This is a genomic window from Duffyella gerundensis (assembly GCF_001517405.1).
In the GTDB taxonomy this organism is placed as follows: domain Bacteria; phylum Pseudomonadota; class Gammaproteobacteria; order Enterobacterales; family Enterobacteriaceae; genus Duffyella; species Duffyella gerundensis.
This window is the reverse complement of sequence record NZ_LN907828.1, coordinates 224,770-240,163: the sequence shown is the minus strand read 5'-3', so window position 1 is coordinate 240,163 and position 15,394 is coordinate 224,770. Positions and strand designations below refer to the sequence as shown.

The window sequence follows — 15,394 nt, the reverse complement described above, 5'->3', positions numbered from 1 at the left end:
GATTAATGTATTCCAACGTTAGCAATGCTCGCTCGTAGCATAAATCAGACCGTCAGAGACCCCCATCCGCTGCACACAAAAGCGGATATCCACGTACACCAGTCATCTGTTTGCACACGCACGCTAAAACTAAAAGGCGTGAATGACGCAAAACATTAGATTTCAAGCGCAGCCTGGATGGCCGTTTCCATTTTCTCCGGCGTGGAGATTGGGGCAAAACGCTTGAGCGGCTTGCCGTCGCGTCCGATCAGGAACTTAGTGAAGTTCCACTTTACCCGCCCACCCAGCACGCCGGGCAGTGCATTCTTCAGGTAACCAAATACCGGATGCGTTCCGGCACCGTTGACCTCAACCTTCGCGAACATCGGGAAGCTCACGCCGTAGTTGATGTGACAGGTTTGCTCAATGGCATCGGCATCGCCGGGTTCCTGCTTACCGAACTGGTTGCAGGGAAACCCAAGCACCACTAAACCGCGATCGGCATACTTTTTGTAGAGCGCTTCAAGGCCTGCGTATTGTGGTGTGAATCCACAATGGCTGGCGGTATTAACCACCAGCACCAGTTTGCCAGCGTAATCGGCCATAGAGAGCGGTTGGCCAAGCAGGCTGGTGGCAGTGAGTTGATGAAAAGGGGCCATCTGTGAATCCTCAGGACAGAGCTATATCGACGTCGACATTACCATGCCTCACGTTACTGCGGTGAACATGGCGTGATAAGCAGGTTTTTTCTTATTACATCCAATGAAGTTTAAAGGCCCGCTCTATCTCAACGATATTGCTACGTCATCGCTCTGCAATCGCGGTTCTAAGTCGATGTCAATAAAATTTTGTTGACTTTGTAATTTAATGATTTGAGTTAAGTTGGCTTAGGGAGAGAAATATTTTAGATCCAGGTTATCTGAAGTATAAACGGGTCGATCAGAACGCGCTGAACCGTTTTGATTACATTGCAGGACATTTTGTCGACATAAACGTAGGAAATAAAACCGGTATTAAACAGTAAAATATTTTTTAATCGTATGATTATTAAATATTTATAAGAATATTTTTCGAAGTCATCCTCCTTACCAACTACATCAGTTCTGATGATCACGATCACACCATCATCCTCCCTTGCTGATTTGAATGATTAATTTTGGTGCTAAAAAAACCTTCTAAAATTTCAAGAAGTGTAAGTTTTATGTAAGTTTTCGCTTGAGGTTTTTTGTCTCAGGCGCATAATATGCGCACAAAAGGATGGTGGTAATATTTTGTTACAATTAAATGCGTGGGCAGGATATGCAGTTAGAAAGTAAAGGACGATTTTCAGCGGCAGGAATGCTGCTCAGCGCAATCCTGTGCGGCGCAGTGCAGGCTGCGCCGGGCGACACACAGCTACAGCATCAACAGGATCAGCAAAAGGCGCGTCAGGAGCAGTTAATGCCGCAGGCGCCCGATGTTCGCCTGTCTGAGGCCGTTCCGGCACCCTCGCATCTCATTTTTCCGCAAGAAAAACCCTGTTTCGTTATTCAGCGCGTCACGCTATCCGGTAAAGAAGCGCTGCCGCACTGGGTGCCATTACAGCGCCTCGCCAGCCAGGCTAACGGACAATGTCTGGGGGTGAAGGGCATCAGCCAGTTAATGAGTACGATGCAAAACCGGCTGATCAACCACGGCTGGGTGACCACGCGGGTGCTGGCGCCACAACAGGATTTGCGCCAGGGCGAACTGCAGCTGTTGATCGTGCCGGGCAGGGTGCGAAAGGTGGTGCTGTCGCCCGCCTCTTCTGGATACGTCAGCCTGTGGCCAACGCTGCCAGCACATGCTGGCGATCTGCTGGATTTACGGGATATCGAACAAGGGCTGGAAAACCTACAGCGTTTACCCACGGTGGAAGCGCACATGGCATTGCGCCCGGGTGAAAATCCTGGTGAAAGCGACATCGTGATTGAAAGAACGCAGCGCCGTTTCTGGCGGTTGGGTGCCTGGCTTGATGATTCAGGCACCGAAAGCACCGGACGTTATCAGAGCGGCATTATGCTGGCGCTGGATAATCCAACCTCTCTTAGCGATCTCTTTTATCTCACCGCCAGCCGCGATCTCGGCTTTGCTGGCAGAAAAAGCAGCAAGAGCCTGGCGGGCCACTATTCCGTGCCATTCGGCTACTGGCAGTTAGGTATTACCGCCAGCGATTACGATTACCATCAGACGGTAGCCGGTTACAGCCGGGATTTTCTCTACGCCGGTAAAAGCCGCTCGCTGGATGTAGAAGTGAGCCGGGTACTGCATCGCAATGCCACTTCCAAAACCACGGCCAGCGCGGATGTGCTGGTCAAGACGTCGCGCAATTTTATCAATGAAACAGAGATTGAAAGCCAGCAGCGGCGCACCAGCGCATGGCGGCTCGGCCTGACACATCGGCACTATATTGGTCCGGCGACGCTGGATGCCGGCGTCAGCTATCAGCGTGGCACGCGCTGGTTCGGTGCTTTACCCGCCTGGGAAGAGTCTTATCAGGATGCGACTTACGCCACTGCACTTTCAAAAATCCTCACCTGGCAAGCAGGGTTAACCACGCCGTTCACGCTGGCTAAGCAGCGGTTTACGCACAGCGTGCAATATCGTCGTCAGATGAGTAACACGCCGCTGACGCCGCAGGATGAATTTGCCATTGGCAATCGCTGGACAGTGCGCGGTTTCGATGGCGAACGCACCCTGAGCGCCAGCCGCGGCTGGACGCTACAGAACACCTTTGCCTGGCAGACGCCGCTGCCTAACCAGGAACTTTACCTAGGGGTGGACTATGGCGAGGTTGGCGGTAACAGCGCCACCCAAGGCGGTCCATTAGGGCGCCATCTTGCCGGTGGCGTGGTCGGCCTGCGCGGCGCGATTTTAGCAGCCAACCTCAGCTATGACCTTTTCGCAGGAGAGCCATTGTCAAAACCCGATGGCTTTAAAACCGATCCGGCCACTTTCGGCTTCAGCGTTAACTGGAATTACTGACCGCTCCCTCTGTATTGCCTGACAATGGACTGTACGCATTATGAATAAGCTTTGTTATCGCATTATCTTTAGCCGCGTGCGCGGCATGCTGATGGTGGTGCCGGATATTGCCCGCAGCGGGTACTCCCGTGTTGCCCGTCGACGCCAGCGCGCCCCGCGTTCAGAAATGCAGCTGCGCCTTTCACCTCTCAGCTTCTCGCTGTGGCTGGCCACCGGTGTAGTCAGCCTGCCGGCGCAGGCAAACATAGTTGCAGACAATAATGCGCCTGGTAATCAACAACCCACCGTCATGGCGACCGCCAACGGCCTGCCGCAGATCAATATTCAGGCCCCAAACGATCAGGGCGTTTCACGCAATCAATATAGCCAACTCGACGTGGATGGCCGCGGAGCTATCCTGAATAACAGCCATCAGAATAGCAGCACTCAGCTGGGCGGCATGGTGGCGGCTAATCCCTGGCTGTCAAAAAGGGAAGCCAGCGTCATTCTCAACGAGGTCAACAGCCGTAACCCCAGCCAGCTGAATGGGTTTATTGAGGTAGCGGGCAAGCGCGCGGCGGTGGTGATCGCTAACCCATCGGGCATTACCTGTAACGGCTGCGGCTTTATTAATGCCAGCCGCAACACGCTGACTACCGGTCAGGCGATGATTGAGAATGGCCAGCTAAAAGGCTTTGACGTTAACGGCGGCCGGATCAATATCGAAGGAAAAGGCCTGAAGGACAGTGACGCCGATTACACCCAAATCATAGCTCAGTCAGTAGCCGTCAACGCGAAAGTCCATGCCCGCGAACTGAATGTGGTGACCGGAAAAAATCAGGTGTCGGCAGAAGGTGCCGTTTCCACGGTCAAGGCCGGAGATGACGCAGGGCGTCCCGCGTTTGCCCTCGACGTGGCGGCGATTGGCGGCATGTATGCCCATAAAATCACCCTGACCGGCACGGAAAAGGGCGTAGGCGTTCGCAATGCCGGAGAGCTGGGCGCCAGCGCCGGTGAGCTGCACCTGAGCGTGGATGGCCGGCTGGAAAACAGCGGCACGCTGCAAAGCCAGGCGGGGCTACAGGTTGCCAGCAGCGGCGATCAGAACAACAGCGGAAAAATTCTCTCACAGCAGGGCATCACACTCTCTTCAGACGGCACGCTGCGCAATAGCGGGCTGATCGGTGCTGGCAGCGATGCCACGCTCACCGCGCAGGACATTCAGAGCAACAGTGAAAGCACGCTTGCGGCGGGCGTGGATCAAAACGGCACGCTGAGCCAGCCAGGTAATTTGCAGCTGACCAGCCGGGGCGAACTGAAAGCACAGGGCAAAAACCTGGCGCGCAATCAGCTGCTGGCTCGAGGAAGTCGGGTGGACATGGCCGGCAGTCAGACGGCCGCGGAGACCATCGCGCTGACCTCTACTCAGGGCGATATCAGCACCGCGGGTGCAACGGTTGCAGGCACCACTGTTCGCCTGCAGGCCGCCACGCAGCTGAATAATGATGATGGCAAACTGTCGGCGGGCAACCTGAACGTTACAGCACAGGACGTCAGTAATCATCGTGGCCTGTTGCGCCAGCAGAACCGTGAAACGCTGACGTTGAACACCGGCTCATTGCGCAACAGTCAGGGCACTATCGTCAATGAGGGCGATACCCGACTGCAGGCGCAGTACATCGACAACCGCAGCGGGCTGATCGCTGGGAACGGTCATGACCTGACGCTGGAGACAGGGCAGCTGGATAACCAGTCAGGCACCGTTCAGCTGGCGGGCGATGGCGCATTAACCCTGAACGCTTCGCAGCTCAATGGCAATCAGGGCAATGTGTTATCGACGGGCGCACTGGATCTGCAAGGCGATCGGCTCGATCTCTCTCAGGGTCACACTCAGGCCCAGGCGCTGACCCTCAAGGCAGGAGCGCTGAATCACCAACAGGGCCTGCTCTCCCAGCGCGGCGCGGGTGAGATGGCGCTTTCGGTCTCTGGCGCGGCGGACAACCGGGGTGGGCAGATAGAAAGCGGTGGTGATGCTCATCTCACCGCGGGTAGCCTGGATAACAGCGGCGGCACGCTGCTGGCCGCCAATACAGGCGATCTGCAACTTCAGGTAGAGGGCGCGCTGAACAATACGCAGGGCGCGCTGTTGGCGGGCCAGAATCTGCAGCTCAGCGGCGCACGCCTTGATAACCAACAGGGGCGGATTGCCGCCATTGGCGGCGAGGCGTCACTGGCGACGGTGCAGGATATTGATAATACCCAGGGTCATATCGAAGCGGCGCAGCAACTGACCACACATAGCCACGGACTGGATAATCACAACGGCATCGTGCTGGGACGCGCGATCGCCGTTGATACGCAGCAAGGCGGGCTGAATAACGCCAGCGGCAACCTGGCGGCACAGACTACTCTGATGCTTTCTGCTGGCAGGGCGGACAACACCGCCGGTCTGATGCAGTCGGGCGTCGATGTGACCATTGATACTCACGGGCAGGCATTGATCAACCGCGACAGCGGTAAAGCGGGCATCCTCAGTGGCGGTTCGCTCACCATCAACAGCGGCGATATAGCTAACCAGAATGGCGTCATCGCCGCAGCGGCAGCGGCTGTCACCAGCGGTGCGCTGGTGAATACCGATGGCAAAATTTTATCGGATCGGATGCTGTCGCTGAACACCGGCGCACTGGATAACCAGCGCGGGCTGCTGCAATCGGGCGAGTCACTGTCGCTGGATACGCACGGCGCAGGCTTGAACAACCGTGACAGCGGCGCGCATGGTGGCATTGTCGCGCGCGGCGATCTGCAACTGGCGACCGGACAGGTCGAGGGCGCTAACGGAGTCATCCAGGGGAAAAACGTTGATATTGATACTCACCGGCAGACATTTGATCAACAGGGTGGTCAGTTAAGCGCGCAGGGGCGCGTCCAGCTCGATAGCGGTACGCTGAATAACCGGGCCGGTTTAATCCAGTCGGGCGGAGATGCACAACTCAATACCCACGGCGGCACGCTGCTTAATCAGCAGAGCCGTCAGTCTGGTGGCGTGATAGCAGGCGGCAACCTGGTTCTGCACAGCGGCGATATCGATAACAGTAGCGGCGCACTGGTTTCAGCGGGCGATAGCCAGCTAACCAGCGGCGCGCTGACCAACATTGATGGCATTGTCGCGGCGGACAAGGTGCTGACGCTGGTTACCGGCGACGCCAACAACCAACGCGGCCTGCTGCAGGCGGGCGAGGCGTTGTCGCTTGATACCCAGGGCGCCAGCCTGAACAACAGCGACAGCGGCAAAACTGGCGGCATCATCGCGGGCGGCGATCTGCTGCTCTCAACCGGCCAAATCAGCGGCAGCAACGGTGTTATCCTCGGGCAGAACGTTACCCTCGATACCCACCAGCAGGCATTTGATCATCAGCAGGGGCAACTGGGGGCGCGGGGAGATTTACAACTCGATAGCGGCGCATTGAACAACCGCGCCGGCAGAATTGAATCGGGTGGCGATCTGTTGCTGAATACGCATGGCAATCAGCTGATCAACCGCGAAAGTGGCACCCGCGGTGGGCTGTTCAGCGCGGGCACGCTAACGCTGGACAGCGGTGCCGTCGATAATCAATACGGTTTTATGACCGGCCATCGTGGCGCACAGGTCACCGCCGGGGGCCTCGACAACCGTGCAGGCACGCTCACCGGCGGCACCGGTGCGCTGAACCTGACGAGCGGCGAACTGCAAAATCAGGGCGGCCTGCTGCAGGCAGGCAGCGATCTCACGCTGGACACCCGCGGACGCAGGCCGAACAGCTCGCTGTTCCGCAGCCGGATTGCCCTGCAACAGCCTGATGTGCACGGCGCAGACATCAATAATCAGGCGGGGGTAATCGCCGCAGGCAATCAGGTAACGCTGACCGGCGGAGAACTCAATAATATTCAGGGGCAGGTGGCCGGCAACGGTGGGTTGACCTTCAACGGTCAGGCGGTGAATAACAACGACGGTAAACTCCAGTCAGCGGGTGATGTGACGATTGATACCGCCGGTCAGACGCTGAGTAACCAGCGTGGCCTGATTGCCGGCTCCGGCACGACTCGCATCGACAGCGGCGCGCTGGATAACCAGCTGGGGCAGATTCAGGGCGGCAATGATCTGACGCTACACCTCGGGCAAAATGCGCTGCAGAATCAGCATGGCAAGCTCTTCGCCGCAAACACAATGACGCTGACAGCGGGCCAGCTGATAAATAGCGGCGGGCAGGTGCAAAGCGTTGGCACAGGCACGTTGCTGTTGACCCAGCAACTCGATAACAGCGGCGGCCTGATTCAGGGCGGTCAGGGGCTGACGATCACCACGCCGCGGTTAATCAACCACGATACGCGACAGAACGGTACAGGCATTGAAGCGGGCGCATTGACCGTGGAAACCGACTCGCTGGATAACGCTCAGGGCGCGCTGCGGGCTAACGCCAGGCTGGCGCTGACCGTTCGACAGGCGCTGGACAACGTCAACGGGCTGATCTCCTCGGCCGATACCCTGACGATTAATGATGGCGCGCAGGGCCGGTCGCTGGCGATCAATAACCAGCAGGGCACGCTGATCGCGGATAAGGACGCTGAGATCGCTGCCGCCACGTTGAGCGGCGACGGTCAGATACTGTCACAGGGCAACCTGGGCATCACACTGGCGGGCGGGTTCTATAATCAGGCCGAGGTCAAAGCCAACGGCAATCTGCGGCTGACGGCGGGCGGCGATGTAACCAATGACGGCCAGATCGCCGCTCAGCAGGCGCTCTTCCTCACTGCTCACAACGTCAATAATCAGGCTGGTGGCGAAATCAGCGCCGGAGAAACCCATGTCAGCGTAGCTGACACCCTGAATAATCGCGGGCTGATTGATGGCGGGCTGACGCATCTGGTGGCGGGCGTGCTGGACAATGTCGGTACCGGGCGCATTTTCGGCGATCACATCGCTATTGCCGCCACGGTGCTGAATAACCTCACTGAAAATGGCAAAGCGGCGGTGATTGCCGCCCGCGAACGGCTGGACGTGGCGGCCGATACGATCAATAACCGCGATCACGCGCTGATCTACAGCGCGGGGGATTTACAGTTTGGCCGCCAGCTGGATGCCCGCTATCAGGCGACCGGTCAGGGACGCCAGTTGAATAACGATGGCGCAACCATTGAGGCGGATCGCGATGCCGTCATCGCTTTTTCAGAAGTGAACAACACCAACCGCCATCTCACAACCGCAACAGTCACCACGGAAAACGCACAGCATCATGAAGCGCTGCTGAAAGGGCATACCGACCGCTTCGACTGGAAAGAGGTCGATACCAGCCATAAAAACAAATATGGCGTACACAGCGCCAAAATGCCGGACGGCACCAGCGGCAGCGAGTTTTACGAATATACCTATCAGCGCGTTGTGAAAGAGACGCAAATCAAATCCACCGATCCGGGCAAGATTCTGTCGGGCGGCAATATGACATTCAACGCCGATCGCCTCAACAACCGGGACAGCCAGATTGTCGCCGGTGCGGTGTTGCGAGGCCAGATAGGCGAGCTGAATAACGAGGCGACCAAAGGCACCCGCGTTACCACCGATAACGGCAAATCAGTGCGCTGGTACTCGAAGAAGAAGAAAAAGAAACTCGGTGGCACCAAAACGTCGCAGGGCAAGAGCAGCAGCAACTATCGTCCGGCTGCCGTCACGGAAACCATCGACCTGCAAGCCCTGAGCTGGCAGGCTAACGCCGCGCCGCAGGGGAACGGCTATCAGCCCGGCAACCGGCAGCAGCAGGGTGTGACCGCGCAGGCAGATCGGGCCAACGCGGTGGCGGGACAGGCCGCCGCTACTGCCGTGGTACTGAACGCGGTCGACGGCACGCCGCTGTTGCCCGCGGGTCAGCGCTTCGACAGCGCGTTAACGCTCGATAAGTTAGGTAGCATAAAAGACCGTCCGCTACTGTTGCCAGCCGGACAACAGTTCGCGCTGACGTTACCTGCCACGGTGGTTGCCGGGCAGACCATTACGCCGGTGATCCGCGCCGTGTCGCCGGATATCCGCCTGCCGGACAACAGCCTGTTTCAGCTGCAACCGGCCAGTGACAGCCGCTATCTGATAGAAACCGATCCGCGCTTTGTGAACCAGAAGCAGTGGCTTGGCAGCGACTATATGCAGAATGCGCTGACCTCGAATGACAGCCACACCCTGAAGCGTCTGGGCGATGGTTTTTATGAGCAGCGCTTGGTGCGCGATCAGCTGATCCAGCTGACCGGCGGTCGTTATCTCAGCGGCTATAGCAGCGACGAGGATCAGTATCGCGGGCTGATGAATAATGGGGTAGCCTTTGGCAAAGCGTATCAGCTTGAGTTGGGGGTGGCCCTGACGCCCGCGCAGATGGCGCTGCTGACTAGCGACATTGTCTGGTTAGTGAATCAAACGATTACGCTGCCAGACGGCACGCAGCAGACGGTACTGGTGCCTCAGGTTTATGCAAAATTAAAGGAAGGTGATTTAACCGGCGACGGCGCGTTGCTCGGTGGCGGTAGCGTGGCGCTCAATGCGCAAAGAGATATCACCAACAGCGGCACGATTCGTGGACGTGACGTCACGCAACTGACGGCGCAGTCGCTGACCAACAGCGGCTACATCAGTGGCAATGCGGTCAGCCTGACTGCCCGCCAGGATATTACCAACCTCGGCGGCACGATCAGCGGCGATCGCCAGGTCTCTCTGCTCGCCGGACGCGACATTACCAGCCAGTCCACGCTGCGCGGCGACGGCACCGACCGCTGGGTCGATCGCCCTGCAGGTATTTACGTGCAGACACCAGACGGTGTGCTGACGCTCAGCGCGCTTAACAACATCACCTTAGCCGCCAGCGATCTCAGCAACGCCGGAGAGAACAGCACCACCCGCATTGAAGCGGGCAGGGATCTGACACTTGGCACGGTTATCACCCGGCACAGCGAAAATGAGAGCTGGGGAAGCGACAACTATCGCCAGCTGTCACAGCAGACCGATGTCGGCTCGCGCATCACGACCGGCGGTGCGCTGCAGCTCAGCGCCGGGCAGGACATCATTGCCCATGCGGCCGACGTCACGGCGGGTGGTGCACTGACCGCTCGTGCCGGACGGGATATCAGCCTGAACGCGGGCAACAGCAGCAGCGATCTGGTTGAACACAGCAAGCAGAGCAGCAAAGGAATGATGTCGGCCAGCAGCCTCGAAACGCACGATGAGCTGCATCAACGGCAGGCAATCAGCACCACTCTGAGCGGTGACAGCGTCCAGATGCAGGCGGGCCGTGATATCGCGGTGACCGGCAGCAACGTTGCGGGCACGCAGGATGTTGCGCTGACCGCCGGCCGTAACCTTGCCATCACCACCGCGGAGGAAAGCGAGCAGGAAAGCCATCAGCGTGAAGAGAAAAAGTCGGGCCTGATGGGCACCGGCGACATTGGCTTTACCGTTGGCCAGGCGATGCAAAAAAGCAGCACCGATGCCAGCGGGGCGAGCAGCAAGGGCAGCACCGTCGGCAGCAGCGACGGCAACGTTATCCTTAGCGCGGGCGACCAGCTGAACGTCCACGGCAGCGATCTGATTGCCCGGAAAGACCTGACGCTGAGCGGCAGCGACGTGACCCTCAGCGCGGCAGAGAACAGCCATACCGCACTCACCAAAACCGAGCAGAAGCAGAGCGGCTTTACGCTGGCGCTCTCCGGCACCGTGGGCGCAGCCATTAACACGGCGGTTCAGACCGCGAAGACGGCAGATGCGTCCGGCGACAGCCGCATGAAAGCGCTGCAGGGCACCAAAGCGGCGCTGAGTGCGTCCCAGGCCGCTCAGGCCGCGGAGATGGACGGCGTACAGACCGACGCAGCCAACGCCAGGAACGCCGCGGCCGGACTGAAGCCGGGTGACGACGGCTATGAGAAAGGCTCAACCGGCTCCATCGGCGTCAGCCTTTCTTACGGCAGTCAGTCCTCCAAAAGCGAGACGCGCAGCGAAAGCCGCCAGGCGCAGGGCAACACGTTGAGCGCGGGCGGTGATCTGAGCATCACCGCCACCGGTGCGCAGCCGGGCAGCCGCGGCGACATCCGCGTGCAGGGCAGCCAGCTGCAGGCAGGCGGTGACATGGCACTGGCGGCAAAAAATGATATCAGCCTGCTGTCCGCACAGAATAGCGAGCGCACCGACAGCAAAAACAGCAGCAAAGGCGGCAGCGTCGGCGTCGGCCTGACGGCTGGCTCGGGCGGCACCGGCATCAGCGTGTCGGCCAGCGTCAACGCCGCCAAAGGCAGCGAAAACGGCAACGGCCTGACCCATACTGAAACCACCCTTGAGGCGGGGCATGGGCTGAGCCTGAGCGCCGGACGCGACACCACGCTGCAGGGCGCGCAGGTCCGGGGCGAGAGCGTAACGGTCGATACCGGCCGCAACCTGACCCTGACCTCCGAGCAGGACAGCGACCGCTACGACAGCAAACAGCAGAGCGCCAGCGCCGGCGGCAGCTTTACCTTCGGCTCCATGACCGGTTCAGCAAGCGTCAACCTGAGCCGCGACAAGATCCACAGCAACTGGCAGAGCGTGAATGAACAGACCGGCATCTTCGCGGGCAGGGGCGGGTTTGACGTCACTGTGGGCGAACACACGCAGCTCAACGGCGCAGTGATCGGCTCCACGGGCGCGGCGGATAAAAACCGACTTGAGACCGGCACGCTGGGCTTCAGCAACATTGAGAACCACGCGGATTACAAGGCAGAACACCAGAGCGTGGGCATGAGCACCGGCGGTAGCATCGGCAGCCAGTTCGCCGGCAACATGGCCAACGGGCTGCTGGCGGGGATGAACAGCAGCGGCAGCGCATCGTCCACCACGAAGGCGGCGGTCAGTGAAGGTACCCTTGTTATCCGCGACGGGGCGAACCAGACGCAAAACGTGGCGGACCTGAGCCGCGACGCGGCAGGTGCGAATCCGGGGCTGGATAAAATCTTCGACAGGGAGAAAGAGCAGCGGCGAATGGAAACGGTGCAGCAGCTGGCGGAAATCGGCTCGCAGGTGGCGGATATTGCCCGGACGCAGGGGGAGATTGCGGCGACGAAAGCCGCCACGGGTAAGATGAAGGAGATCTCGCCGAAGCAGAAGCAGGTCGCAGAGGCCGAGTGGCGCAAGGCGAATCCGGGCAGGGAGCCAACGCAGGCCGACATCACCGGTCAGGTTTATCAGACGCTGTACAATCGGGCGATGCTGGACAGCAAAATGGGCACCGGCGGCCCGGTTCAGCAGGGCATTCAGGCGGCGACGGCGGCGGTGCAGGGGCTGGCGGGGGGCAACATGGCCCAGGCGCTGACCGGCGCGGCGGCACCGTACCTGGCAGAAATCATCCATCAGCAGACCATAACCTACGGCCCGGACGGCAAAGAGGTGGTCAACGTTGAGGCTAACCTGATCGCGCACGCGGTGGTGGGCGCGGTGACGTCATACGCGGCGGGCAACCCCGCGCTGGCCGGTGCATCCGGCGCGGCGATGGGCGAGTTCATTGCGCAGCAGATGTATCCGGGAGTTAAGCGCGAAGACCTGAGCGAAGAGCAGCGGCAGACCATCAGCGCACTGGGCACGCTGGCAGCGGGCCTTGCGGGCGGCGTGGCCGGAGACAGCGCGGGCAGCGCGGTGGCGGGCGCGCAGGCAGGGAAAAATGCGGTTGAGAATAATGCGCTGGGCGATGGGTGGAACAATATACTGCCATCAGGCGCAATAGACTATGGCCAGTCGGTGCAGTCTTACGCGCAATATGCACAGGATAAAAACCTGCCGCCAGAACAGGTACAGGCCGATCTGGCGCGGATGGTGAAAGGCGATCTGCCGGAAAGTGCCAACATTATTAAAGCGATCCTGGAAAATAACCCCGGTTCAGATACGGTAATGGCGGTACTGACAGCGAAAGAAGCGAAGGATTATGCGCTTGCGTTGCTGACTTCTATTCCGGCAGAAAAAGCGCTTTCACTTGTCGGAAAAGCTGCGAAGGTTATTGATAACAAAATTCTGATTAGTGCGGCAGAGAAAATATCGACGGCCAAGCCGGGTAAACAATCAGCAGTACCAAGGGATTTGAATGAACAAATAGTTTTGAAGCAGGTGCAGGAAAATCCGGCAGCAGGTGAAAAGCTGATTGGTATGAATAATGACCCTCGTTTTCCTGCAAGTGCAGGATTTCAAAAAATGCAGGTAGTCCAGAAAAATGCTAAGGGAGAATCAATCACCGTTCATTATCAGTATAACTTTACTACTGGCAAAGCCTATGATATGAAAATTGATACTCCCCAAAGGGTTAGCTCTAACCCGGCAGATGTGATCGAGAATATTAAAGGGCAGGTTAAATGAAAATAAAAGAATCAGATGGGACTATCATAAATGTTTTTGCTATTTATTGGTTTGGTGATGAGACCTATTTTTATGGGCTTCCCAAAAACTATGGTGGTTTGCTTGCATATAGAGCAAGCCAGGTATCTATAGTTGATCCAGAAATAAGCTTCAGTGCAATATATTTTGAAAATAATGCGAAGAGCATCCAGCACTGGGCTTTGATGAAAGAAAAATTACTGGATGATATATTAGAGCGGGATGATGTTGCCTATAACCGCTTCCTTCATATCATAAAGTCGGAAGGGTTAGTCGAATCAGATTTTTATTGATCTTGCCTCTGCCCTCAACAGGCGGTTTTTTTTGCTCCGCAATACTATTCGGCAATATCTGAATCCATCCCAGCAGGCTATTTAACGATAGCCTGTTTCTCACCTCAAAATCCCCACACCCCACGCAAAACGAACTTTTTGCTGATTGGTATTTAAAATCAGTGCATTAGCTTTTTTGTTGAGAATAACTGGCTGAGCGTTCAGGAAGCGGAAAGAAAAGCGGTACTGGAATGTAAGGACAAAGCCGGAATCATAACGCCGGACGAAACGAATGAGCTGGCGACCATCAGCCAGACAGACAAGGTCCGGGCAGGGAAAATGCGCTGGAAAATAATAATATTATACAGCTAAGGCCTGTGCAGGTACCGGTTCCGGGATTACCAATGAGTCCGGGTGATAAGGTAGTTCAGAATGCGAATAACAAAATTGCATCGGAACTGGATACGGCCCTGAAAGGGTCAGGAACGGAGGCGGATACCCTGCCGATTACTGATGGTCGTGCAATCGTTGAAGCGCGTGATGAGGCTGCCAAATCGCGCGACCCGAATGTGGCGAAGGATCTGACGGATGCTCAGAAAGAAGAGCTGGGGGCGCAGGATCTGGATCTCCGGGTGGCTGGGAACCTCAGGATGAGGAGAAAGCACGGAATAGTGAGGCAGGTCAAAAAACAAATACGAGAGAGCAAATAAGTAAATGGTCTATTGATGAACTCTCTGATGGTGCGAAGCATACAGACCCGGCGTCTAAAAAAGGTGATTTAACTCTTGCCGGACGAGCTCTTCAGAAACACGGGAGTCGTGAGGGTAGTGTTTTTCCGTCAGCTAAAGGCAATCCATCAGCAATAAATTAACAGGGTCAGACAATTGTAGATAGAATTTTGAATGATCCTAATAAATCAGTCATTAAAAGTAATACAGGTCGTTATGGACAAGTTACTGACGTAATCTCTTCAAGTGGACGTGGATTGCGTTATGATGCACAAGGTAAACTAATAGGGTTTCTGGAGCCACCAAAATGACAAGTAAATTAACAGCAAATGTTGCCAGCCTTCCGGATAGAGAAAATGTCGTGTATGAGATTTTCTGTGGAAGTAATCAGGTTGCAGAAATTTCAAATGAACCTGAAGTTGGTTTGCGAATTGAGATTTTCAACTGCCCTGAGAAAATATCCTGGAATTTTAGCTTTTATGAATTTAATTCTCTTATTGAGCAAGCAGTGAAAAATATTACATAAAGTATCGATCTTATCCTATCCCCGGCATCTTTTCAGAAGCTCATATAAAAAACGGCCTCTGCTACGCTTCAAATTTGGTCTATTTCAAGTGAATGATATCATGTTGAAGTAAGACGAGATCGTGCTGACGACTATGGCCGGGGCGAAGCTAACAACGGATGGAGTTAAAGATATCGGTAGATATGGGCAAGGAAACCGTTGCAATTACCAACGAGCAACTTGCTAATATGTCACCAGCTCTATGGCAGCTCTTAAGGCTTTTGTTCTTAAGTGTGATTTATTTGGTTTCCTGTTGTTTTTTCTTTATAGCTAGTGCTGTCATTGACTTCATTTTTGACGGTAAAGTCAGTTTAACGAGAGAAGATATTATAGATATAAGCGTTATAAGCACTATCGCAGGGGTTGCGGGAGGATTAGGTTCCTGGGTTTTGGCTAAAATAGACGAACGCAAAGCCAATATATCCTCGCCCTCAGATCCTGATTAACAGAAGACTTGGACGCGGCCTGACGG

7 protein-coding genes are annotated in these 15,394 nt (G+C 56.5%); 6 read left to right on the top strand and 1 reads right to left on the bottom strand.

Annotated elements, in window-relative coordinates; translation table 11 throughout:
• Nucleotides 1-155: 155 nt before the first annotated feature.
• Nucleotides 156-638, bottom strand: coding sequence for a glutathione peroxidase (locus EM595_RS18285; protein ID WP_067436167.1), 483 nt, complete (start codon nt 636-638; stop codon nt 156-158).
• A gap of 679 nt (nt 639-1,317) precedes the next feature.
• Between EM595_RS18285 and EM595_RS18275 the strand changes: the two genes are divergently transcribed.
• The 6 genes from EM595_RS18275 (at nt 1,318) to EM595_RS18250 (ending at nt 15,368) form a co-directional block, all read left to right on the top strand.
• On the top strand, nt 1,318-2,982 hold the full coding sequence (locus tag EM595_RS18275; RefSeq protein WP_231938755.1) for a ShlB/FhaC/HecB family hemolysin secretion/activation protein: 1,665 nt from the start codon (nt 1,318-1,320) through the stop codon (nt 2,980-2,982).
• A gap of 40 nt (nt 2,983-3,022) precedes the next feature.
• Nucleotides 3,023-13,339, top strand: a complete 10,317-nt coding sequence (locus tag EM595_RS21195; RefSeq protein ID WP_067436161.1) for a hemagglutinin repeat-containing protein — start codon at nt 3,023-3,025, stop codon at nt 13,337-13,339.
• Nucleotides 13,336-13,650, top strand: coding sequence for a hypothetical protein (locus tag EM595_RS18265; protein ID WP_067436159.1), 315 nt, complete (start codon nt 13,336-13,338; stop codon nt 13,648-13,650). Before EM595_RS21195 ends, EM595_RS18265 begins: the two co-directional genes overlap by 4 nt.
• A 383-nt stretch (nt 13,651-14,033) precedes the next feature.
• On the top strand, nt 14,034-14,339 hold the full coding sequence (locus EM595_RS18260; RefSeq protein ID WP_067436156.1) for a hypothetical protein: 306 nt from the start codon (nt 14,034-14,036) through the stop codon (nt 14,337-14,339).
• Nucleotides 14,340-14,664: 325 nt separating this feature from the next.
• Complete coding sequence (locus EM595_RS18255; protein WP_071852568.1) at nt 14,665-14,883, top strand: hypothetical protein; 219 nt, start codon at nt 14,665-14,667, stop codon at nt 14,881-14,883.
• Between the two features lie 182 nt (nt 14,884-15,065).
• Nucleotides 15,066-15,368: a hypothetical protein gene (locus EM595_RS18250; RefSeq protein WP_067437008.1), complete on the top strand. Its 303-nt coding sequence runs from the start codon at nt 15,066-15,068 to the stop codon at nt 15,366-15,368.
• Nucleotides 15,369-15,394 lie beyond the last annotated feature (26 nt).

Excerpts from the sequence above, each read along its gene's own strand:
- EM595_RS18285 (WP_067436167.1), bottom strand. The coding sequence starts at position 638 with ATGGCCCCTTTTCATCAACTCACTGCCACCAGCCTGCTTGGCCAACCG.
- EM595_RS18260 (WP_067436156.1), top strand. The coding sequence starts at position 14,034 with ATGAGTCCGGGTGATAAGGTAGTTCAGAATGCGAATAACAAAATTGCA.
- EM595_RS21195 (WP_067436161.1), top strand. The coding sequence starts at position 3,023 with ATGAATAAGCTTTGTTATCGCATTATCTTTAGCCGCGTGCGCGGCATG.
- EM595_RS18265 (WP_067436159.1), top strand. The coding sequence starts at position 13,336 with ATGAAAATAAAAGAATCAGATGGGACTATCATAAATGTTTTTGCTATT.
- EM595_RS18275 (WP_231938755.1), top strand. The coding sequence starts at position 1,318 with ATGCTGCTCAGCGCAATCCTGTGCGGCGCAGTGCAGGCTGCGCCGGGC.
- EM595_RS18255 (WP_071852568.1), top strand. The coding sequence starts at position 14,665 with ATGACAAGTAAATTAACAGCAAATGTTGCCAGCCTTCCGGATAGAGAA.
- EM595_RS18250 (WP_067437008.1), top strand. The coding sequence starts at position 15,066 with ATGGGCAAGGAAACCGTTGCAATTACCAACGAGCAACTTGCTAATATG.